The organism is Litchfieldella xinjiangensis (genome assembly GCF_000759345.1).
GTDB classification, from domain to species: Bacteria; Pseudomonadota; Gammaproteobacteria; order Pseudomonadales; family Halomonadaceae; genus Litchfieldella_A; species Litchfieldella_A xinjiangensis.
Genome location: NZ_JPZL01000003.1, coordinates 480,684 through 502,710, shown reverse-complemented (window position 1 = coordinate 502,710; position 22,027 = coordinate 480,684). Strand labels below are relative to the sequence as shown.

The following is a 22,027-nucleotide window of genomic DNA, read 5'->3' as shown; positions in this document are numbered from 1 at the left end:
GGGCGCCCTGCTGCCCGTCTTCTATAGGAAACCCGACATGTCCCGTTTGCTCGATGCCCTGGCATGGCTCAACCGCGTCCTCGAGCGCGTGCTGCATGTCTTGCTGCTGGCGCTTGTTTTCGGCTTCACGCTATTCATCATCTATCAGGTCATGAGCCGAAATATGCCGTTCATGCCCCGTCTCTATTGGACGGAGGAGTTCAGCCGCTTCGCGTTCCAGTGGATGGTCATGCTGGGCGCTGCCGTCGGCGTGCTGCATGCCGATCATTTCGTGCTCGAAGCCTTTCCACGTGGTTCCCGGGCCGACCTCGCGACACGCGTCATTCGCGACCTGGCCTGCCTGACCCTGGGGATCATCTTCGTCTACCACGGCAAGGAGTTCGCACTCTCCGGCTTACGTCGTAACGCCACCGCATCAGGCCTGTCGATGGTCTATGTCTATTCGGCATTCATGGTGAGTGGCGTATTCATCGTCCTGTTCAGCCTCCAGCGCCTGCTTCATGCCGTCCTGCATGGATGGGACGCCATGGAAGAAGCCCTCAATACGCCACAGGAAATCGATACGCTCGACACGGGTGATAGCGAGCCGACCCTTCTCGATAGTCGCTACCCGAGCGCCGACACCACCCATCATGATCAAGGACGCCGCCCATGATGCCTTCGGATTGGATGTTCCTGTTGCCCTGGTTGCTCTTCGGCCTGCTGGGGATACTGATCGTGGCTGGCGTGCCAATCGCCATGTCCCTGATTCTGACTGCCTTCGGCATCATCGTGCTCGATCCCCGGCTGACCTACTGGGTCATGTTCCAGCGCATGTACAACGGCATGGACTCGTTCGTCCTGCTGGCCGTGCCACTGTTTCTGCTGGCCGGCAACCTGATGAATGCCGCTCGTATCACCGATCGTCTGATTACCCTGTGCATGTTGCTGGTCGGCCACTTCAAGGGCGCCCTGGCCCATGTCAACGTCATGGTCAGCATGTTGTTCGCTGGCGTCTCGGGCTCCTCGACTGCCGACAGTGCCGGCGTTGGCACGGTGCTGATACCCGCCATGAAGCGCGAGGGGTATCCCACCCACTTTGCAGTCGCGGTGACGGCTGCGTCGTCGGTGATGGGGATCATTATCCCCCCCTCGATCAACATGATCGTATGGGGCGCGCTGACCAATACCTCGATCGCCGGCCTGTTCCTGGGCGGTATCCTTCCCGGCATCATGATCGGCGTGGCCCAGCTCGCCCTGAACATGGGTTATGTGCGGCGATACCAAGTGCCGGTCAGGCCGCGTGCGTCATTACGTGAGATCCTGCATTCGGGCAAGGACGGCATGATGGCGGCAGGCATTCCGGTGGTCATCATCGGCGGCATTACCCTGGGCATCGTCACACCCACCGAGGCGGCCATGATTGCGGTGCTCTACGCCCTCGCACTGGGATTCATCGTCTACCGGGAGCTCAAGTTGCGTGACGTGCTGGACGCATCAACCGCGACCGTCCGGCTCTGCTCGCTGTCGCTGTTCAGCTTGGTGGGCGCGGCCATTTTCGGTTACCTGATCAGCTTCTATCAGATTCCGCCTAAACTGATGGCCGGAGTGAACATTTCCGACCCCATCGTCCTGCTGTTGATCATGACTGCCGTGATGCTGGTTATCGGCACGTTCATGGATTCGCTACCGGCCATGGCCATCATGGCGCCGATATTTCAGCCCTTGGCAATGCAGGCCGGCATCCATCCAGTGCAGTTCGGGGTGATCGGTGTCATGGCGCTGGGCTTGGGCCTGATTACGCCACCGTACGGTCTATGTTTGATGATCTCAGCCAAGATCGGCGGAATCCCGCTACTCAAGGCATTAGGCACCACGATGCTTTACCTGGGCATCATGCTCGCGGTCATTCTGCTATTGATCGTCTACCCCGAACTGATACTGGCAATACCGCGTCTGCTGGTACCGGACTTTATCTGACCTGTCGTCGCGCCACGCCTTGGGTATCCTGGCGTGACGCGACTTTGATACCGAGGCCCCTATGTCAGCACCGCTGTGTCTGCTCTTCGATTCCGACGGCACCTTGGTCGACAGCGAGATTCTTCTCGCCGAGGTCATGGCCGAAATCCTGCCCCGCTACAGCCTGCCCTTCACAGCCGCCCAGTACATGGACGAGTTTCGTGGCGTGCGTTTCCTTGCCATCGTGCTCGAGCTGGAAAGCCGCTATCAGGCCCTCAGCGATCCACAACGCGATGCCATGGAGGCCGCCATGCGCGACCTGATGGAGATGAGGATGCGAGAGCATCTGCTACCCATCGACGGCATGGGCGACGCATTGGACCAGTTACAGGCCTACCCGCGCGCGGTGGTGTCCAACGGCCCGGAACGCAAGATTCGTTGCGCCATGGAGAGCGTCGGCTTCGCGCATCATTTCGGCGACAACCTCTTCAGCGCCTATACCCTCGGTGTCTGGAAGCCGGACCCCACCCTCTATCTCAAGGCCGCCGAAGGCATGGGCTTCCCGCCGGAGCGCTGTGTGGTCATCGACGATGCCGCCGTGGGTGTGGCGGCCGGGCTCGAGGCGGGCATGCAGGTCATTCACCTGAACCACTTTCCCGATAGCGAAACCACCCCCGAGGGGGCTATCGCACTACGCTACGCGCAAGACCTGCCGGATGCAGTGGCCCGTCTCGCCGCGCGGCTTACTGCCTGAACGCACGGAGCCGCCCCAGGGCGGCTCCTCATTTCACGTGCCTAGTACTGCCGTGCTCGATGATAAGGTCACTCATCGTCCGTTTTAGGCTCTGAGTCGTCTGCATTATCAGGACTGTCGTCCTGCGCCCCGTCAGGGCCATCCTCATCACCATAGGTCCCATCAATAGTGGTACCGGTGGCGCCCCCGTCGGTAATCGCCGCAGCTCCACCGCCTTCCTGGAAGTCGGTATCCCTTTGCTCATGCGCTGAACCGTCCTGCTGATGTTCCTCCTCGTCATCCGCGAAGGACAGCGGGCTGACCATCAGGCCCAACGAAATGCCGAACACGCCTAACACATGGGTAAATTGCTTCGATGTCATGATCGATACCTCCAAAAGTGTGGATTTCAATGGCTCACGCCCTCGCTTTCCTTACACCCTAGCAGGTATTGATCGATTCCCCCGGGTATCGTCATTGAGAAACCATGTCGGCGAGGGCTTCTCGGCTCACGTGAGTTGCCTAACGGCCAGTTCCACCCCGCGTAGCTCCGCCAGACCTTTGAGACGTCCGTAGAGCGGGTACCCCGGCCGGGTGTCGCGGCGCTGATCGTCGAGAATATGGTGACCATGATCCGGGCGCAGCGGCAAACGCGGACCACCCTCTCGCTCACGGCGCCGTTCTTCCGCTACCAAGGCACGAATCACGCCGACCATATCCACGTCGCCCCCCAGGTGATGGGCTTCATGGAAGGAGCGTGGGTGCTCGGCTTCTCGCTGTGTCGAGCGCAGATGCGCGAAGTAGATGCGCGGGCCGAAACGTTGGGCCATCTCGACCAGGTCGACATCCTCACGAACGCCATAGGAGCCCGTGCACAATGTCAGGCCATTGGCTTCACTCGGCGCGGCATCGAGTACCCACTGCGCATCGTCCGCAGTGGAGACCACTCGCGGCAGGCCGAACAGCGGACGAGGCGGATCGTCGGGGTGGATGGCCAGCCGTACGCCGACCTCCTCGGCCACCGGCACGATGGCGCGCAGGAAATCGCCGAGATGGTTACGTAAGCGCTCGGCATCGATGTCTTCATAAGCATCCAGCGCCGCCTGAAAACGCGCCAGGGTGTAATGCTCTTCGGCCCCCGGCAAACCGGCGATGATGGTATTGGCCAAGTGCTCGCGACCGGCGTTATCGAGTCCCGCGAGATAAGCGCGGGCACGTTCCTGCTCGGTCGTAGAGTAGTCATGCTCGGCACCGGGCCGAGACAAGAGATAAAGGTCGAACGCCGCCAGGGCGTTCTGGTCGAAGCGCAGGGCCAGCCCGCCATCGGCCAACCGCCAGGCCAGGTCCGTGCGTGTCCAGTCGAGTACCGGCATGAAGTTGTAGCAGACGGTGTCGATGCCGCAGGTGGCCAGGTCGCGCAGCGTCTCTTGGTAGGCCTCAATGTAGCGCTCCCGCTCGGGCAGCCCCTGCTTGATCGTCTCGTGCACCGGCACGCTCTCGACCACCGACCAGCGCAGGCCGGCGGCTTCGATCAGGGCCTTGCGCGCGGCTATCGCGTCGACAGGCCAGACCTCGCCGTTGGCGATCTCGTGAAGGGCAGTGACGATGCCGGTCGCCCCCGTTTGGCGAATCTCCTCGAGAGAGATCGGATCATCGGGACCGAACCAGCGCCAGGTATGTTCCATGGGGACCTCGTGTCAGTGCGTGGCGTTGAGTGACGACAGGGTGTCATCGAGCCCCTGGCTGTCGAGCTGCCGGTAGGCCTGGATCACCGACTCAACGAACCCAGTATGGCCGGCCAATACCGAAGGAAAGACTGAGTCAAGGCCCAGGAAGGCCGTGACCAGGGCCTCGGCATCCTCGCCATGCGCCTTGTGCAGCCGGGCGAAGGTATCAGCCAACGGGTCGTCGACCTTATAACCGGATCCGTGCAGATCCTGGCCGGCGGTGTAGCGAATCCAGGCGGCCACGCCGAGCGCCGTGCAGGGCACCGCCTCGCCTGCCTCGAGCCGGGACAGGGCGCCTTGCAACCAGCGCTGGGGCAGTTTCTGCGAACCGTCCATGGCAATCTGCTGTGTACGGTGGCGCAGGCTGTCGTTAGCGAATCGCTCCAGCAGTTGATCGGCATAGGCCTCGAGATCGGTGCCTTCCGGCATGCTCAGCGTCGGCGCCGCTTCGCTGAGCATATAACGGCGCAAAAGCGCCGTAATGTCGCTGCGGCTGACCGCCTCGAATACGGTCTCGATCCCGCCCAGTGCGCCCAGGTAGGCAATCAGCGAATGGCTGCCGTTGAGCATGCGCAGCTTCATGGTCTCGAACGGTGCCACGTCGTCGACCATCTCCACCCCATCGGCTTTCCAATCGGGGCGCCCTTGGGGGAAGTCGTCCTCGACCACCCATTGAATGAACGCCTCGCTGACGACGGCATTGGGATCGTCGATGCCCAGGGCCTTCAGACGCTCGAAATCGGCCTCGGTCATGGCCGGCACGATACGGTCGACCATGCTGCAGGGAAAGGCGACCTCGCGCTCGATCCATTCAGCCAGTGCCGCGTCGCGACAGGCCGCCAGTTGGGTCACGGCTGCCCGGGTACGCTTGCCGTTGTCGGGCATGTTGTCGCAACACAGCACGGTGAAGGGCGCCCGCCCTGCGGCCCGACGGCGTGCCAAGGCCTCGACCAGGATGCCCGGCGCCGTCCGCGGCGCCTGGGGGTCAGCGATATCGGCCGCGATTTGCGGGTCGTCACGCAGCAGCGAGCCCTCGGAGGGGCTGAGAAAATAGCCTTTCTCGGTCACCGTGAGCGTGACGATGCGTACCGCGTCGTCGGCCAATCGCGAAAGCAGTGCGTCGAGATCCCGCCCCCAGTGGCCGTCCTCATCGCGCCCGCTGAACAGGGTCTCTTCGATGACCCCGACCTCACGCAGGGTGACATTGTCGCTATCGGCGTATTCCGCTACGTGGTAACGATACTCGGCCTCTCTCAGCGCATCGACCAGAGCCACGCCACCGCGTAGGTTGGCGCTGCTCATCCCCCAGGCCTGATCCTCACTGCGCTGACGATAGCGCTCCAGATAGACTGCCTGGTGGGCGCGATGAAAGGCGCCCAGGCCCAGGTGGACGATCGATACTCGCCCTTCACGGGGAGCAGCGGGAAGGTGGGCTGTGGTCATGGGTAGCTCCCTTTTCATAACTGAGTCAGTGCTGCCAGGCCTTGGCTACTCGCCCATCAGCAGGTTGGGCAGCCAGAGCGAGAATGCCGGAACGTAGGACACCAGCAGTAGCACGATCAGGTTGCACACCAGAAACGGCACGATGGCGCGGGCGACGCTGAGCATTTGAATATTGCCGATACCCGAAACGACGAACAGGCACACGCCAACGGGCGGCGTCGTCAGGCCGATCATCAGGTTGAGCACCGCCATGACGGCAAAATGGATGGGGTCCATACCGATGCCCGTGGCCACGCCCAGCAGCGCCGGGAACAGAATGATCAGGGCGGCGATCGTCTCCATGAACGCGCCGATGAACAGTAGGATCAGGTTGAGGATCAGAATGACGATGATGGGATTCTCGCTGATCGACAGAATCCCAGCGGCCACCATTTGGGGAATTTGCTGGCTGGTCAGAATCCAGCCGAACAGGTTAGCCAGTCCGACCAGTAACAGCAGACCCGACGAGGTCAGCACCGTATCGGTCAATATGGAAGGCAGCTTGCGCCAGGAGAGTCCCTTGTATACATACATGCCGACGATCAGGGCATAGAGGCTCGCCACGATGGAGGCTTCCGTCGGGGTGAAGAACCCGCCAATGATCCCGTAGAGGATGATGGCCGTCATCAGCAGCGCCCAGAAGGCAGTGCGTCCTTCGCGCAGTAGCTCGCGCAGCGTGGAGCGGCGCCCCTTGGGGTAGCCGCGCTTCACTGCCAGGATATAGGTGGTGACCATCATCGCAGCCCCGAGCAGAAAGCCCGGCACGGCGCCGGCCAGGAACATGCGACCCACCGAGACCCCGGCCAGCGAGCCGACGATGATCATCGGCACGCTGGGCGGAATGATCGGCCCGATGGTCGAGGACGCCGCCGTCACCGCAGCGGCAAATGGCTTGTCGTAGCCCGACTTCGCCATGCCCGGAATCATTACCGAGCCGATACTGGCGGCATCGGCCACGGCCGTGCCCGAGATCCCACCGAAGATCATCGAACCGCCGACGTTGGCCAGCCCCAGGCCACCGCGTATATGCCCCATCAGGGCATTGCAGAAGCGCACGATATGCTCGGTGATGTTGCCCACGTTCATCAGGTTGCCCGCCAGCACGAAGCCGGGGATACACAGCAGAACGAAGGTATCGATGCCGGCATACATGCGCTGCGGCACGATAGTCAGCGATATACCTTCGAGCAGCAGGTAACTGAGCGAGGAGATGCCCAACGCGAAAGCGATCGGCATGCCCAGAATCAGCAACACCAGAAAGACACTGAACAGTACGATCACTTCCATGAGCCAACCTCCGGCTTGCGCTGCATGGCCATCAGCCCTTCGATGACCCCCACAACGCTATAGAACAGCACCAGCGCATACAGCACGACGGTGGAAAAGAAGATGTAGAGCATCGGGACCTTCAGGGTCGGCGAGGTCTGCCACGCGCCGTTCTGGGCATATAGCCAGGCATAGGGCAGCACCACGCCTGCGAATGCACCGATCATCAAGCTGATCAAGGCCTGGTAGCCCGCGCGTGCCCGCAACCCCAGCCGATGGTGATAGAGCTCGACGTTGACGTGTCGATTGCGACGGAGGGCGACCCCGGAAGACAGCGCCACCATATATATGAACAGATAGCGAGAGAGCTCCTCGGTCCAGGCCGGTGAATAAGGCAGGAACAGACGGCCCGATATCTGCAATAGCACCGTGCCGGCAATCGCGACCAGTGCCAGGTTGGCGAGTACGAGGAATAGCGTATCGATCCACCCGATCACGCGCCCTACCGCCCCCTTGAGTTTCGGGACCTCGGCCATTGCATCCAGACTGGGCGCCTGCGGCGTGTCTTGCTCCGCTGTCGGCGGGTGTCCTTGGTTAGGGGAATCCATAGTCAACCTCTTGGAGAGCGTGGTCTCTCCCCGGCAAGCATGGAAAACGGGCGCGACGTCTCGCCGCGCCCGCGGGTGGATTAAAGATCCTGGATCGCGTCGAACAGTTCACGCTGCTCTTCGGTCAACGCCTCTTCGACGGCGGGACGCGCCTTTTCGGCAAACGCGTCGGTGTCGACCTCGACGAACTCCATGCCACGTTCCTTGAGCGCGTCTTCCAGGCGCTGCTGATCTTCTTCGAACAGCTCGGCCTGGTAGGTCTGCATCTCTTCGGCGGCGTCCAGTACCACCTGGCGCAGCTCGTCGGACATACTGTCGAGCTGGTTCTTTCCGATCACCACATAGATCCAGCTACGCACATGGCCGGTGCGGTTCACATAGTCCTGAACTTCATAGAAGCTAGCGCTTTCGATCAGGCTCAGCGGGTTCTCCTGCCCCTCGATGACGTTCTGCTGCAAGGCAGTGAATACTTCGCTGAAGGCCATCGGCGTCGGCCGCGCACCCAAGGCCTCCCAGGTATCGACGAACAGCGGCACGTTGGGCACCCGTAGGCGCATGCCGTTCAGCTCATCCGGTTGGGTGATAGGCCGGTTGGACGTAAGATGGCGCGCTCCACGCTCGAACCAGGCGAGCGGTACCAGATTGGTGCGCTCGGTAATCTGCGCTTCGATTTCCTCGCCGATCTCGCCCTCGACCGCCTTGTGCATATGCTCGGAATCGCGGAAGGCGTACGGAACCGCCATCATGGCCGCCTTGGGTGCCCAGTTCTGCAGGCTCTCCCCGGTAATGGTCATATCGGCCGTGCCCAACTGGATGCTGTTGATCACATCCATCTCGTTGCCCAACTGCTCGTTGGGGTAGAGCTGCACCTCGATACGGCCGTCGGAATTCTCCTCGACCTGCGCCTTGAAGCGTTCCGCGGCCTGATGCCAGATATTCTGTTCATTGGCCAGGTGGCCAAAGCGCAGTGTGACGTCTGCGGCGAAAGCCTGGCCGCCGAGCAGAGTGGCTCCCATGAGGGCACCGGTAACGATTCGTTTGATCATGGCGTCTTCTCCTGACTGGCTGTTGTGTTGTCGTGAGTCGTGCTGCGATTACGTGGTGTTGGCGCTCTCAGGCACCGATATCGATTAATACCTTGCGAGCCCTTTCGGGATGATGATCAAGCATGTCGATGGCGCCGGGCATCTCTGCCAGCGGCAGGCGATGGCTTACCAGCGCCAGCGCATCGAGACGGCCCGAGGCCATGAGATCGATCACTTCCGGAAACTTGCGGTTGTTCAGACGTGAACCGACCAGAGTCAGCTCCTTCTTGATCACCTCCAACTGCACCAGGTCGCTGGGGTTGGGATTGAAACCGAGCAACCCGACACGGCCCGCCGGTGAGGCAATGCGCAGGATTTGCGGTAGCAATGCCGGGACACAGGCCGCATCGGCAATCAACGGAATTCCCTCGCCACCGGTCAGTTCTTGCATGGCAGCCTCGATATCGTCCTGTCTGCCATTGAAGGTACGTGACGCACCGAGTTCGCGGGCCGTGGCCAGCCGCTCGTCGATCACATCAGTGACTGTGATGTCTTCGAGACCGAGCGCACGAGCCATCTGTAGAATGGTCAAGCCGATGACACCCGCGCCGAAAATCAGCAGGCGATCGCCGGCAACGGGTTGCATGCGGTCCAGCACGTTGGCAGCAATGGTGTACGGCTCGACCAGGGCGGCCGCATCCAGACCCACATTGTCAGGCAAGCGGTGGGCGTTGGCGGCCGGCACGTTGACCTGCTCCTCGAAGCCTCCGTTGCGATGTACCCCGATCACCTCGAGGGCCGTACACACATTGGGACGACCGATGCGACACGGGTAGCATTCACCGCAGTTGATCACCGGATCGATGCACACTCGATCCCCGATCGACAGCCCCTCGACACCTTCGCCGAGTGCCTCGACCGTCCCGGCGAACTCATGCCCGGTGATGCGAGGGAAACGCACGAAGGCGTTTTCGCCATGGATGATGTGCATATCGGATCCGCAGATGCCCGCATAGGCGACGCGAACGAGCACTTCGCCGGGCGCGGCCTGGGGAGTTTCGATCTCGGTGATGGTGTAGTCCAGAGGCGCGCTAACCTGAAAAGCCTGCATGTCGTTACCTCGTTACCAGTGCCAGAGAGTGCCGTCTTCGAGCCGGTTGACCGGGAGACTGGCACGCTTGTAGGGGTATTGGCTGGCCAGTTCTTCGTCGATGTCCACGCCGTGTCCAGGTGTCTCGCCGACGATGAAATGGCCATCCTCGAAGCGGTAATCGTGGGGGAAGACCTGATCGGTGATTGCCTCGTGGGGCATGTGCTCCTGAATACCGAAGTTGGGAACCCAGGTATCGAAATGCACCGCCGCACCCAGGCATACCGGCGAGAGATCGGTAGGGCCATGAAAGCCGGTACGCACGTGATACAGCGAGGCCAGATCGGCGATGCGCCGCACATGAGTAATACCGCCGCCATGGGTCAATGGGGTGCGTACGTAATCGATCCACTGGTTCTCGAGCAACTCCCGGTAGTCATGGATCGAGTTGAAGACCTCGCCGACGGCCAGCGGCGTGGTGGTATGCTGTCGAATCAGACGGAAGCTCTCCTGATTCTCGGCTGGCACACAGTCTTCCAGCCAGAACAGGTGATAGGGCTCGACTTCCTTGCCCAGCCGCGCCGCCTCGATAGGCGTCAGGCGATGATGGACATCGTGCAGGACGTGCAGATCGTCGCCGAAACGTTCACGCACCGCGGCAAACAACTTGGGCACATGGTTCAGGTACTTTTCGGTGCTCCAGACATGCTCGGCGGGAAGCTCGGCGTCGGCCGGCTCGTAGCGTTCGCCTTCGCGTTTGGCGACCCCATAGATGGTGGGGATACCCGGCACCCCGGCCTGGACCCGCACCGCCCGATAGCCAAGCTTGACGTGCTTATCCACTTCATCGAGGCACGCATCGATGTCGCGCCCGGTACAATGGGCGTAGGTCATCACCCGTTCCCGGCTCTTGCCGCCCAATAGCTGATAGAGCGGCATGTTGGCTGCCTTGGCCTTGATATCCCACAGCGCCATGTCCACTGCCGAGATGGCTGACATGGTCACCGGCCCACGACGCCAGTAGGCGCCACGATAGAGGTAGTGCCAGATATCCTCGATCCGGCTGGCATCGCGACCGATCAGGGCGGGGATCACGTGCTCCTCGAGATAGGCCACCACGGCCATCTCGCGGCCGTTGAGGGTCGCGTCTCCGATACCATAGGTACCTGACTCGGTGACGATCTTCAGGGTGACGAAGTTGCGCCCCGGCGACGTGACGATGGTATAGGCCTGTTCAATCTTCACTAGCTGGGCTCCATGATTTGGGCAGGATTCTGCTGGGTCTCGAACATGTCCGGGAAGCGCCGCATGAGCTCGGGCAGCGAGTGCAGGATCTCACGCTGATGGACCTGCATGGCGAGCGCTGACGCCTCGGGATCGCGGTCGGCGATGGCATCGACGATGACCTGATGCTGGTCGGCAAGCTTGGGAATCGGTGTCGACTCGGGAATGCTCAGGTAGCGCACCCGATCGAGCTGGGCCTTGACCTCCTCGGTGACCCGCCAGGCGACAGACTGGCCGACCCCCAGCGACAGCGCGCGATGGAACGCCTCGTCGAGCTGGAAAAAACGATCGTAGTCATCCCTTTCACTACAGCGTCGCTGGCGCTCGATCAGTTCGTGCAGCTCGCTCAGGATACTGGCGTCCAACCCCTCTTGCGCCGCGGCGCGTGCTACGGCCACCTCGATCGCTTCGCGCACGAACCGTGCCTGTAGTACCGCCTGCTGCGACACTCTCACCACATAGGTGCCGCGTTGTGGACGCACCTCCACCAGCCCCGCCTCGGATAGACGGATGAAGGCTTCGCGTACCGGCTGACGACTGACCGAGAATGTTTCGGCAAGCTCCTTCTCCGAAATGGCCTGACCCGGTGCCAGAACCATCTGGATGATCGATTGGCGTAAGACGCTATACAGCCGCTGGCGAACCGATCCATCAGCCTGTGTGTCGTTCCAGATCGCATGAAGTTGAGAGGACATAGCGTTTCCTGTCGAACATCGGCAGCGAAGCCTGACGGGTGTCGAAGCTGCTGATCCAACTAGTATGGTAGTATGGTTCTCAAGCGGTGTGATGCAAGCCAAAATCGGTGTTTCCCGCTACTACCTTGGTATAAGCGGCAATCCTGGCTTACACTTCAATCAGGTTACGGAACACTGTTCAGAAAATAATAAACGGATGCTAAATATTGGCCGCAGGGGGCCGATAGCGATAACACTAGGTTAAGAAATACTCTGTAGTGACCCGAGAGGTCAGATCATGCCCACACCCCGCTGCCTGTTGTTCGATTGCGACGGCACCCTCGTCGATAGTGAGCCCTTGCTTGCTGCCGAGATGGCCGCCAGCCTCAATGAGGTCGGCCTGCCCTTTTCCCCCAACGATTACATCAATGAATTTCGTGGGGCCCGGTTCGTCAGCATCGTTACCGAGTTGCAGCGACGTCACGGTGAGGTCGACCCCCAACGGCTTCAGCAATCCGAGGCCGAAATGCGGCGCAAGTTCGCCGAGCGTCTGGCCAGTGAGCTGGAGCCTCTCGAAGGCGTGCGCGAGGCGCTCGACCGGTTAGCGCGTTATCCCCGCGCCGTGGTTTCCAACGGCCCCGAGCACAAGATCCGTACCGGACTCGCCGCGACCGGCCTGACCGATTACTTCGGCGATCGGCTGTTCAGCGGCTATACCTGCAAGTGCTGGAAACCCGACCCGTGCCTCTATCTGCATGCAGCCAACGCCATGGGCTATCGCCCTGATGAGTGCGTGGCCATCGACGATGCCCTGGTGGGCGTACACGCCGCGCTCGCCGCGGGCATGACCGTTATCCACGTCAATCGCTACCCCGATGCCGAGATGACCCCAGACGGCGCCATCTGCATCACCAGCATGTATCAGCTGCCGACGGTCATCGGCCATCTCTCCCAGAAGCGCGCTCTAATGTCGTGACGTCCGGTTATCCACACCCGGTCAGCACACAGCTGTGAAGACCCGTTGTGGATAAGCCGACGATGAGACGCTGATCCGTCTGCGCTACCATGGTCGCAACGACCATCAGGAGCATGACATGGCCTCACTACGGGATCAGTTGAGCGGTCTGGTCTACAGTACCGAACATGGCGAGACCTGCCCCGACTGCCGCCACCCTGTCGATGACTGCCAATGCCAGGCCAATGCCGAAAGCGAGCGTCTGGCCTCACTCGACGGCATCGTGCGCATTCGCCGTGAAACCAGCGGCCGCAAGGGCAAGGGCGTGACGACGGTGAGTGGCGTACCATTGGGCGACGACGAGCTCAAGGCCTTGGCCAAGGTGCTCAAGAAGCGCTGTGGCACGGGGGGTGCCGTCAAGGATGGCATCATCGAGATCCAGGGGGATCATCGCCAGGTTCTGAAAGGTGAGCTGGAAGCCAAGGGCTACACGGTCAAGCTCGCTGGCGGCTGAGCGTCCCCTTTCGCACTGACAGACATTCCGAACAAGGAGGATCGAATGGAGACCTACAAGATACCCGGCACCGAGCTCGAGCCGAGCCGCATCGCCCTGGGAACGTGGGCCATCGGCGGCAGACAGTGGGGCGGCACCGACGATGCCCAGGCCATCCGGACCATACATGCCGCGATCGACCGCGGGATTACCCTGATCGATACCGCACCGGCCTACGGCTTCGGCCATTCCGAGGAGGTCGTGGGCAAGGCCATCGCCGAGATCGGCCAGCGTGACCGGCTGACCATTGCCACCAAGGTGGGGCTGGAATGGGGTGACGGTATTCAAGGGGTCGTGCGCAACTCGACGCCGGCCCGCATCGAGAAGGAAGTCGACGATTCACTCCGTCGGCTGGGTGTCGACGCGATCGATCTCTATCAGGTGCACTGGCCCGACCCGAAGGCGCCGATGGAAGACACGGCACGTACCATGGAACGCCTCTACCGCGACGGCAAGATCCGCGCCATCGGGGTCAGCAACTTCTCGCCCGAGCAATGCGATGCTTTCCGCGAGGTAGCGCCGTTGCATGCCGTTCAGCCGCCGCTGAACCTGTTCGAGCGCGACGCAGAGCGCAGTATCATTCCCTATGCCAAGCGCGACGGGTTGGCCATGTTGACCTACGGCGCCCTATGCCGTGGCCTGCTGACAGGCAAGATGCATCGCGACTATGGCTTCAGCGGTGATGACCTTCGCAATAACGACCCCAAGTTCCAGCAACCGCGCTTCGATCAATACCTGGCTGCCGTGGAGGCCCTGGACCGCTTTGCCCAGGAGCGCCATGGCAAGCGTGTGTTGGAACTGGCCGTTCGCTGGTTACTCGACCGCAACGCCAATGGCATTGCCCTGTGGGGCGCACGCCGCCCGGATCAGGTCGATCCCGTCGAGCGCATTGCCGATTGGACGCTCTCCTACGAAGAGATCGAGGAGATCGAGCGTATCGTCGACGAGCACGTCCAGGATCCGGTGGGGCCGGAGTTCATGGCGCCCCCGACGCGCGACGTCTAATCAGCAGCACGCGTACCACTGACGAGACCGGCCGCTTTCGGCCGGTATTCGCATCGGGGTTTTACCCCTGCGAATCCATTCGTGTGATCACATGTTCCAATGTCTGTCCCACCGGGGCTTCGAGTTTAAGCGTATATAACTCATCGGCCCGGGTGCGTCCCAGATTCAGGCAGGCGATGGGCTTGCCGTCCTTCGCGGCCCGGCGCGCGAAGCGAAAGCCCGAGTAGACCATCAGCGACGAGCCAACCACGAGCAGGGCATCGGCGGCCTCCAGTGCGGCAAAGGCCGCTTCGACGCGCAGACGTGGCACGCTATCGCCAAAGAACACCACATCCGGCTTGAGGATCCCTTGTCCACATCGGCCACAGCCGGGGAGCCGAAAACTCGAGAAGTCACGCTCCAGATCGGCATCCCCATCCGGCCCCGCCGCGGCCTCGAGCCCCAGCCAGTGAGGGTTGCAGGCTTCGAGCTCGGCATGCCAGTCGTAGCGCATGCGTCGGGCACCGCACTGCATGCAGCATACGATCTCTGCCCGGCCGTGCAGGTCGATGACTCGCCGGGATCCGGCACGTTGATGCAATCCATCGACATTCTGTGTGATCAGGCGCTCGACATGCCCCATCGCCTCGAGCCTGGCCAAGGCCCGATGAGCGGCGCCCGGCTGAGCGTCGCTCAACGCTCGAAAACCGATCAGCGCCCGCGCCCAATAGCGCTGGCGTGCTGCATGACTGCTCATGAATAGCTGATGCTGCATCGGTGGCGAGCGCTTCCATGCCCCGGTGTCGTCACGGTAATCGGGAATGCCGCTCTCGGTACTGACCCCGGCACCGGTGAGCAGCACGAGGCGAGGGTGACGCTCGATGAACCCGGCCAGTGCCGCGGCACCGGGCAAGGCCGATGCCGTCATGCCAATCTCGCCAACTGGATCGGCAACAAGCGAAGGTTTCATGGCCCTGGAGGGGGCGGGTTGGCTAGAATGGGGCGTCTGCGATTTCATCCCTAGGGCAAGGACTCCTCTCGATGGCCTGGCTGGAATATGTGTTACCGCTAATCTTCCTGTTCCCGCTGGGAGCCATGGCAGTCATTGTACTCGGCCTGCGCAACCTGCACGACGCCCGGGTACGCTCACCGTTCGACGCCCATCCGTTGCGCGAACCCGGCCAGGCCCTGCGCGATCGTCTAGACCGCGCATTCTCCAGTCTGTTCCTCATCGGCGCCCTGGGGCCGGTCGTGACCTTGGCGCCCCTGGTCTATGGCATGGGCCGGATGCTGTTCTCCGATGAGCAGGAATGGATCGAGTGGGCGCTGTACGGCCTGCTGAGCACGGTCCTGGTGCTGCTGTTCTGCTTCCTGCTGATTCGCGACTATCAACGCATTCGCAGGATGAAGCTCGGGCTGGCCTGTGAACTGGCGGTGGGCCAGGAGCTCGAGCGCCTGATCCGCCCCGATGCCCATCCCTACTACGTTTTTCACGATATCCCCGCGGACACGTACACCATCGATCATGTCGCCGTAACGCCGTATGGCGTCTACGTGATCGAGACGCGTGCCCGCAGCCGTCCGATAGGCAACGACGGTCAGGAGCAGAATCAGGTCGCCGTCGAGCACGAGCGGCTGCGCTTCCCCGGTTGGAGCGAGCGCCGCCCCATGCGCAAGACCCGCCAGGCCACGCAATGGCTGCAACGTTGGCTGAGTCAAGAATGCCAGACCGACGTGCCCGTACGTGGCGTGCTGGCGCTGCCCGGTTGGGTCGTGGACACCAGTCAGGCGCCGGATGATCTACTGGTGGTCAGCGGAGAAGGCCTGGCCAATCGGCTCAACGCCCCCGGCGGAACGCGTGTCGATCCGGCGCTTCACGATCGGGTGATCCGCACCCTGATGGAGCGCAGCACATTGGTCGAGCTGACACCGTTGCACCATCCCTCGGTATAAGGCACCGCTGGTCAGTCGAACGTGGCGATACGTACCCGTGTCGCACAACGACCGCGGCCCAGGGGAACCAGTGAATCGGCTGCGGGAAATGCCTGGACGCGCTCGGCAGCGATACCGATACGCACTTCGGTCAGCGTCCGGTTGCCCCGCCCGCGACACTCAAGACGCAGCGCTCGGCCGGTATTGTGACCGAAGGCCGCCTCGAAGGCATCGATCAGGGCGTTGCGATTCACTTCGCCGCCCTGGTTGAGCACCACGAAATCGACGAAGGCGCTCGCATTGATCGTCTCGAGCAACGCCAGCGCCAGCTCGAAATAGGCCGTTTCAGGTAGCGACAGGCAAGCGGCATGCTTGGCGTACTGGTAGCGATCCAGGCAGCTGGCCCGTCCCGGCATGGCTGCATCCAGTTCGCTCGAAAGCCCCTGTGGAAGATCGAACGCCGGTCGCACCCGGCAAAAGCTTCCTTGGGCCCGTGGCCGCTCCAGGAAACACCCTTTCCCCCACCATTGACGACGGTCGACCCCCTGCTCGGCAAAGCGCTCGGGAAGCGACGGCCATAACCCATGCAGCACGAACTTTTGCTGGCTGCCCTCGTGCAGCGACGGTTCGCGACACTCGCGGGGTGGGTTCGATTGGGTAGTACAAAATCCGGGGTGCCAGGTCAGGGCCAGGGTGTAGTGGTCGAACCCCGCGGTGGGGAGCGAGGCCTGGGCGCCGGCCATGGCAGAGCACGCCATCAGGCCAAGCAGCCCCGCCAGCATCAGGCGTCGAGCGTCCTGTTTCCAATCGTTGGAAAATAGGCGCCCAAGGGGTCTTGTCGCCGCCCTGAAGTCGGATAATAATCCGCGCCGCTTCCTTCCTCTCTCGTGGTATGTCACGCGTGAACCTGATCAGTTTCGATGCTTTTCGCACCCTGGGCCTGTCCGGTGTTCGTTATATCAAACCCGAGCGCATGTATGACCATCTCGACGAGATACGCCGGGCCGATTGGGTGCTGTTTCCCGAGTATTGGCAGATCAACACCCTGGTTTACGGACTCAATGTGCGTATCTTCCCGAGTCTGGCGAGTTACCACCTGGGTCACAACAAGGTCGAGCAGACCCGCGCCTTCATGGCGATATGTCCCGAGCACGTGCCACCCACCGAAATCCTGGGCGGTTCCCGCGCCAGCATCGACAAGGTCGAGGCACGTTTCGGCTACCCGTTCATCGCCAAGCGCATCAAGAGCTCGATGGGCGAAGGCGTGCGGCTGATCAATTCCCGCGAGGCACTGCTGGATCATCTCGTGGAAGAGCCGACGCTCTATGCCCAGCAGCGCCTGCCCATCGATCGCGATCTGCGCATCGCCGTGGTCGGTGACGAGATCCTGGCCGCCTACTGGCGCATCACGCCCCTGGGTGGCTATCGCTCGAACGTCAGCCAGGGCGGCGCCGTGAATCATGACGCTATCCCGCCGGCCGCTCTTGCCCTGGTACGGCGCCTGGCCCGCACGCTGGGGATCGACCACGCCGGTTTCGATATCGCCATGGTCGAGGGTCATCCCTACGTATTCGAGTTCAACCGCCTGTTCGGCAACCAGGGCATTCCCGATAGCGGCCGACGCATCGGCGCCGCCATGCTCCGTGTACTCGAGCGTGGCACGCCCCTGGAGCCCGACGGCCAGCCCCCCTTCGGCCTCACGGCCTGATCGTGACGGCGCCTCAATCGCCCTTGAGGCGTCCGCCCATTTCCTGGGCCAGGTCCACCGCGTAGTGATCGGTCATCCCGCCGATGAAATCGAGCATGCGCCGATAGCTGGCATAAAGCGACCACGAGGGGCGTGGCGTATTTTCGCCGATCAGGGCCAGCACCCGTTGATGCTTGAACGTCGAATGGCCGGTGTGGTGCAGTTCGTGGGCCGCTCCGATGAAGGCTTCGAGCAGGATGCCCAGGGTCGTGTAGGCACCGATCTCCAGCTTGGCCTTGCGTTCGTTCTGGAAGATACGTTCACGTGCCAGCTGCTTGGCCGCCTTGACCCCCCAGTCGAGGTCGGGATGACATAGCTCGAGCAGATCCTGCTTCAAGCCGCCGTTGAGCAAGTCCTGCTCATACTGCACGAACACCGCCCCTACATCGTTGACGGCACGCTCCATGGCCGCGCCGCGCAGCGCCGCGATTTGGCGCCGCTGTGAGACGCCCTCGTTCTGCATGTCGCGGTATTCCGGGGGCTCTTCGCCAGCGATCTGCCTCAGCACACCGGTGACCTCATCGAAGCGCAGGATCCCCATTTCCAGGCCATCCTCGAGATCGAGCAGGGCATAACAGATATCGTCCGCAGCCTCGACCAGGTAGGCCAGCGGGTGACGGCACCACGCCCCTTCCCCTCGCGGGCATAGCCCCAGGCGCCCGGCCACTTCGGCCAGGAATGCCTTCTCCGACTGATAAGCTCCGAACTTGCCGGCCTTGCCGCCATGCTCCACCGTCCACGGGTACTTGAGCATGGTGCCCAGCGTCGCGCTGGTCAGACGCATGCCCCCCTTGAACTGGTTGTATTCGATCTGGGTGACGATCCGAAAACCCTGGGCGTTGCCTTCGTAGGTCAGGAGATCGGCCCGCTCGGCCTCGGACAGGCCATCGAGAAAGCCGCTCCCGTCGCGCTCGGCGCGCGCAAACCAGTCACGAATGGCATATTCCCCCGCATGGCCGAAGGGAGGATTGCCGATATCGTGACCCAGGCACGCCGCTTGAACGATCACACCGAGATCGGCTGGAGTAATCCACTCGGGAAGCTTGTCGCGCAATTGCTCGCCGACGATCATGCCCAAGCTGCGTCCCACGCAACCGACCTCAAGCGAATGGGTGAGGCGGGTATGGATATGGTCGTTATCGGTCAGCGGGTGGACCTGGGTCTTGCGCCCCAGGCGGCGGAACGAGCCGGCAAAGACGATCCTGTCATGGTCCTTGTGGAAGGGGCTTCGCCCGATCTCGCCGCGCGCCTCGCGCGGCTTGTCATTGAGGCGTTCGGGCGAGAGCAGCCGCTCCCAGTGCATCTGCGTCATTGGCGTCCTCCTTGGCAGCCCATTCTGGCACTGCACGTCGGCGAAGCGCCATCACGTTTATACTGCCGCCGCGTTTCGCTTGTCACCTCGAGAGCGGCTAACTTGGAATAGACGCATGACCCCGTCCATGACAAGGAGACGCCCCCATGAGTGACAAGCCCGATGATACCCGGCACGAGGCTCCCGGCGACGAAGCCCCACCCGGCACCCCGGGGACCGGCCAGGACCTCTGCCGGCACTGCAACGGAAGCGGTGAAGTGAACGGTGGCAAATGTCCCGAATGCGAGGGCACAGGCTACGTGATCGAGGGTATTGGCGGTGGTTAAATAGGGACCATGAAAACGCTGATATCCCGGCTGCGTTCGCTAGGCGGACGCAGCCGGGATCCCCTACCGCTTATCATCTGTGGGCTGGGCTACCCCCATTACCAGTTACAGGCTCGCCTTGCTGGCTCCCGTCGGTACAAGGTCATTGCCCTGCTCGATGATTACCCCTGGAACCACGGCACCCATGTCGAGGGGGTGCGTGTCTACTACCCCAGCGAAGCCCCCTCGCTGGTACAGCGACACGGTATCGTCGCTACCGCCTTTTGCGAGGATTCGGATCTCATGGTCATCGACGCTGACTTGCGTCAGCGCCTGGAAGCGCTTGGGGCCAAGCTCGTTCGGCTCGATCCTGACGACGATGGCAATCTCGATGCCTGTCTGGATGCACTTCTCCTGACGTAAAAAAACCCGAGGCAATCGCCCCGGGTTCTGCAAGAATCTACCTAAGCGCCACGAGCCGCTTACCCGCTGATGGGGCTATTGGGCTTGCCCGTTTGCGTCCGGGGACCGGGAGAGCTGGCCGGCGACGGCAAGCTCGCCTTCATGTGACCCGGCGTCTCGAAGTCACGGGCCGCGCCGCGGGCCGCTTCCAGGCCCTTGGGAAAGCCGCTGCGGTGACTATAGTCAGGCGTGACGCCAGACTGATAGCCATGTCGACGCGTCTGGGCTTGTGCCACATAAAGATCGACAGCCGTGGTCGCCCCCACCATGGCCACCGCCAGTTGCAGGTTATCGCGCTGGGGGTTGTGCTTGTCACGCAAGGCCGTCGCCAGCGCCGCCAGATCGAGGGCATCTCCCGCCACGCGCGCCCACAGTACCGGCTTGGGGTTGACCGTCAGCGAGCCGATGCCGGTCGCGACATCCCTGGCACCGCAGAGCCGTACCAGGCTCTCACAGCCCTCGAGCCCCAGGGCACGCGTGGTTCTCTTTGCCTCGAACAATTTCCAGAGTCCCAGGCCGATGCCGAACCAGCCAAGCCCTTGGGCCAGGTGGTCGGAGCCCTTCATGGACCGACTCATCGATGATGTGTTCGAACTCATATGCACCTCCATGTTCATTCCCACCTGCGTGTCTATACAAATTCACACGCTATTCAGGGCTTCAGGACGACCTTCACGCAACCGTCCTGCTTGTCGCGGAAGGTGTTGTACATTTCCGGCCCCTGGGACAGGTCGGCAGTGTGCGTTATCACGAACGAGGGATCGATCTGCCCCTCCTCGATGCGCTCAAGCAAGTCATCGGTCCAACGTTTGACGTGGGTCTGGCCGGTACGCACGGTCAAGCCCTTGTTCATCAACGCACCGACAGGGATCTTGTCGACCAGGCCGCCATAGACGCCGGGTATCGACAGCACCCCAGCCGGACGGCAAACGTAGATCATTTCGCGCAACACGTGAGCCCGATCGCTTTCCAGCATCATCGCCTGCTTGACCCGGTCATAGACGGAGTCGATCGAGCGAGGCGTATGCGCCTCGAGCCCCACCGCATCGATACACTTCTCAGGGCCCTTACCCTGGGTCAGCGACTGCAGGCGGGACAGCACACTCTCCTCGTCGAAGTTGATGGTGATGGCGCCACCGGCCTCGGCCATCGACAGCCGTTCCGGCACGTTATCGATCATGATCACCTGCTTGGCACCCAGCAACACCGCACTGCGTACGCAGAACTGGCCGACCGGACCCGCGCCCCAGATGGCCACGGTGTCGGTGGGTTCGATGTCACAAGCCACCGCCGCCTGCCAACCGGTAGGGAAGATGTCCCCCAGGAACAGCACCTGCTCGTCGGTCAGCGTGCTAGGCACCTTGATGTGCGTGGTATCGGCGAAGGGCACCCGGACATACTCGGCCTGGCCGCCGGCATAGCCACCGGTGAGGTGTGAATAGCCGAACAGGCCGGCACCGCCATGACCGAACATCTTGTCCGCCAGGGGCTTGTTGCGGTTGGAGCGCTCGCAGACCGAGAAGTTACCGCGCCGGCATTGATCGCATTCGCCGCAGGAAATGGTAAACGGCACCACGACCCGATCACCGACCTTGAGCGTCTTGGTCTCGGAGCCGACTTCCATGACTTCGCCCATGAACTCGTGGCCGACCACGTCGCCGGATTCCATGGCGGGAATGAAATGATCGTAAAGGTGGAGATCAGAGCCGCAGATGGCGCAGCTGCTGACGTTGATGATTGCGTCGCGAGGATGCTCGATTTCGGGGTCGGGTACCGTATCGTAGCGAATGTCGTTCTTGCCATGCCAGCATAGCGCTTTCATGGACACCTCCCTGTCGTTGGAAAAAACCGGGCTCCATCGCCCTAGACACTCTCTCTAACCATAGTTCAGCGGAGCCTGACGACAGGTAAGCAAATGAATGCATCGGGTAACCTTGAGTAGCCGAGCTC

Annotated in this window: 24 protein-coding genes; 10 read left to right on the top strand and 14 right to left on the bottom strand. The window is 62.1% G+C overall.

What is annotated here, in order from left to right; all coding sequences use genetic code 11:
* Positions 1 to 37 precede the first annotated feature (37 nt).
* The 3 genes from JH15_RS14575 to JH15_RS14565 all read left to right on the top strand — a co-directional run bounded on the left by JH15_RS14575 (position 38) and on the right by JH15_RS14565 (position 2,692).
* Positions 38 to 655, top strand: coding sequence for a TRAP transporter small permease (locus JH15_RS14575; protein ID WP_081949049.1), 618 nt, complete (start codon positions 38 to 40; stop codon positions 653 to 655).
* Positions 652 to 1,959 (top strand): TRAP transporter large permease, encoded by a 1,308-nt coding sequence (locus JH15_RS14570; protein WP_043531546.1) that lies wholly within the window; start codon positions 652 to 654, stop codon positions 1,957 to 1,959. Before JH15_RS14575 ends, JH15_RS14570 begins: the two co-directional genes overlap by 4 nt.
* A gap of 61 nt (positions 1,960 to 2,020) precedes the next feature.
* Complete coding sequence (locus JH15_RS14565) at positions 2,021 to 2,692, top strand: HAD family hydrolase (RefSeq protein ID WP_043531545.1); 672 nt, start codon at positions 2,021 to 2,023, stop codon at positions 2,690 to 2,692.
* A 68-nt stretch (positions 2,693 to 2,760) separates the two neighbouring features.
* Here the strand turns inward: JH15_RS14565 and JH15_RS14560 are convergent, their stop codons facing one another.
* The 9 genes from JH15_RS14560 to JH15_RS14520 form a co-directional block, all read right to left on the bottom strand.
* Complete coding sequence (locus tag JH15_RS14560) at positions 2,761 to 3,054, bottom strand: hypothetical protein (RefSeq protein WP_197053328.1); 294 nt, start codon at positions 3,052 to 3,054, stop codon at positions 2,761 to 2,763.
* A 126-nt stretch (positions 3,055 to 3,180) separates the two neighbouring features.
* Positions 3,181 to 4,356, bottom strand: coding sequence for a mannonate dehydratase (gene uxuA / locus JH15_RS14555; RefSeq protein WP_043531543.1), 1,176 nt, complete (start codon positions 4,354 to 4,356; stop codon positions 3,181 to 3,183).
* A gap of 12 nt (positions 4,357 to 4,368) precedes the next feature.
* Positions 4,369 to 5,841, bottom strand: a complete 1,473-nt coding sequence (locus JH15_RS14550) for a mannitol dehydrogenase family protein (RefSeq protein WP_043531542.1) — start codon at positions 5,839 to 5,841, stop codon at positions 4,369 to 4,371.
* Between the two features lie 45 nt (positions 5,842 to 5,886).
* Complete coding sequence (locus JH15_RS14545) at positions 5,887 to 7,167, bottom strand: TRAP transporter large permease (RefSeq protein ID WP_043531540.1); 1,281 nt, start codon at positions 7,165 to 7,167, stop codon at positions 5,887 to 5,889.
* Positions 7,158 to 7,754: a TRAP transporter small permease gene (locus JH15_RS14540; protein WP_043531538.1), complete on the bottom strand. Its 597-nt coding sequence runs from the start codon at positions 7,752 to 7,754 to the stop codon at positions 7,158 to 7,160. The genes JH15_RS14545 and JH15_RS14540 overlap by 10 nt, the downstream gene beginning before the upstream one ends.
* A gap of 80 nt (positions 7,755 to 7,834) precedes the next feature.
* On the bottom strand, positions 7,835 to 8,800 hold the full coding sequence (locus JH15_RS14535) for a TRAP transporter substrate-binding protein (RefSeq protein ID WP_043531536.1): 966 nt from the start codon (positions 8,798 to 8,800) through the stop codon (positions 7,835 to 7,837).
* 67 nt (positions 8,801 to 8,867) lie between these two features.
* Positions 8,868 to 9,890 carry a Zn-dependent oxidoreductase gene (locus tag JH15_RS14530; protein ID WP_043531534.1) on the bottom strand — a complete coding sequence of 341 codons (1,023 nt, stop codon included), beginning with the start codon at positions 9,888 to 9,890 and terminating at the stop codon, positions 8,868 to 8,870.
* A 12-nt stretch (positions 9,891 to 9,902) separates the two neighbouring features.
* A complete protein-coding gene (gene manD, locus JH15_RS14525; RefSeq protein WP_043531533.1) occupies positions 9,903 to 11,114 on the bottom strand; it encodes a D-mannonate dehydratase ManD in 1,212 nt (403 codons plus the stop codon).
* Positions 11,114 to 11,848, bottom strand: a complete 735-nt coding sequence (locus JH15_RS14520; protein ID WP_043531531.1) for a GntR family transcriptional regulator — start codon at positions 11,846 to 11,848, stop codon at positions 11,114 to 11,116. The genes manD and JH15_RS14520 overlap by 1 nt, the downstream gene beginning before the upstream one ends.
* A gap of 277 nt (positions 11,849 to 12,125) precedes the next feature.
* Between JH15_RS14520 and JH15_RS14515 the strand changes: the two genes are divergently transcribed.
* From JH15_RS14515 to JH15_RS14505, 3 genes are all read left to right on the top strand, one after another.
* A complete protein-coding gene (locus JH15_RS14515) occupies positions 12,126 to 12,803 on the top strand; it encodes an HAD family hydrolase (RefSeq protein ID WP_043531529.1) in 678 nt (225 codons plus the stop codon).
* A 118-nt stretch (positions 12,804 to 12,921) separates the two neighbouring features.
* Complete coding sequence (locus tag JH15_RS14510; protein ID WP_043531527.1) at positions 12,922 to 13,296, top strand: translation initiation factor Sui1; 375 nt, start codon at positions 12,922 to 12,924, stop codon at positions 13,294 to 13,296.
* Between the two features lie 45 nt (positions 13,297 to 13,341).
* A complete protein-coding gene (locus JH15_RS14505; protein ID WP_043531525.1) occupies positions 13,342 to 14,340 on the top strand; it encodes an aldo/keto reductase in 999 nt (332 codons plus the stop codon).
* A gap of 61 nt (positions 14,341 to 14,401) precedes the next feature.
* On the opposite strand, the gene JH15_RS14500 is transcribed toward JH15_RS14505, so the two are convergent.
* Positions 14,402 to 15,247: an NAD-dependent protein deacetylase gene (locus JH15_RS14500; protein WP_043531523.1), complete on the bottom strand. Its 846-nt coding sequence runs from the start codon at positions 15,245 to 15,247 to the stop codon at positions 14,402 to 14,404.
* Positions 15,248 to 15,360: 113 nt separating this feature from the next.
* On the opposite strand from JH15_RS14500, the gene JH15_RS14495 reads away from it, so the two are divergent.
* Complete coding sequence (locus JH15_RS14495) at positions 15,361 to 16,272, top strand: nuclease-related domain-containing protein (RefSeq protein ID WP_043531521.1); 912 nt, start codon at positions 15,361 to 15,363, stop codon at positions 16,270 to 16,272.
* An 11-nt stretch (positions 16,273 to 16,283) separates the two neighbouring features.
* Here the strand turns inward: JH15_RS14495 and JH15_RS14490 are convergent, their stop codons facing one another.
* Positions 16,284 to 17,033: a ribonuclease T2 family protein gene (locus JH15_RS14490; protein WP_081949048.1), complete on the bottom strand. Its 750-nt coding sequence runs from the start codon at positions 17,031 to 17,033 to the stop codon at positions 16,284 to 16,286.
* A 119-nt stretch (positions 17,034 to 17,152) separates the two neighbouring features.
* Between JH15_RS14490 and JH15_RS14485 the strand changes: the two genes are divergently transcribed.
* Positions 17,153 to 17,959, top strand: coding sequence for an ATP-grasp domain-containing protein (locus JH15_RS14485; protein WP_043531760.1), 807 nt, complete (start codon positions 17,153 to 17,155; stop codon positions 17,957 to 17,959).
* 13 nt (positions 17,960 to 17,972) lie between these two features.
* Here JH15_RS14485 and JH15_RS14480 read toward each other — a convergent pair whose 3' ends face one another.
* Positions 17,973 to 19,310, bottom strand: a complete 1,338-nt coding sequence (locus JH15_RS14480; protein ID WP_043531518.1) for a deoxyguanosinetriphosphate triphosphohydrolase — start codon at positions 19,308 to 19,310, stop codon at positions 17,973 to 17,975.
* 146 nt (positions 19,311 to 19,456) lie between these two features.
* Here JH15_RS14480 and JH15_RS14475 point away from each other — a divergent pair, with 146 nt between their 5' ends.
* Complete coding sequence (locus tag JH15_RS14475) at positions 19,457 to 19,636, top strand: hypothetical protein (RefSeq protein ID WP_043531516.1); 180 nt, start codon at positions 19,457 to 19,459, stop codon at positions 19,634 to 19,636.
* A 9-nt stretch (positions 19,637 to 19,645) separates the two neighbouring features.
* Positions 19,646 to 20,038, top strand: coding sequence for a nucleoside-diphosphate sugar epimerase/dehydratase (locus JH15_RS14470; RefSeq protein WP_043531515.1), 393 nt, complete (start codon positions 19,646 to 19,648; stop codon positions 20,036 to 20,038).
* 59 nt (positions 20,039 to 20,097) lie between these two features.
* Here the strand turns inward: JH15_RS14470 and JH15_RS14465 are convergent, their stop codons facing one another.
* Both JH15_RS14465 and JH15_RS14460 read right to left on the bottom strand, forming a co-directional pair.
* The gene (locus JH15_RS14465) at positions 20,098 to 20,643 is read right to left on the bottom strand and encodes a hypothetical protein (protein WP_231566448.1); all 546 of its coding nucleotides are present in this window, start codon (positions 20,641 to 20,643) and stop codon (positions 20,098 to 20,100) included.
* A gap of 86 nt (positions 20,644 to 20,729) precedes the next feature.
* Positions 20,730 to 21,899 carry a zinc-dependent alcohol dehydrogenase gene (locus JH15_RS14460; protein WP_043531511.1) on the bottom strand — a complete coding sequence of 390 codons (1,170 nt, stop codon included), beginning with the start codon at positions 21,897 to 21,899 and terminating at the stop codon, positions 20,730 to 20,732.
* Between the last annotated feature and the right edge of the window lie 128 nt (positions 21,900 to 22,027).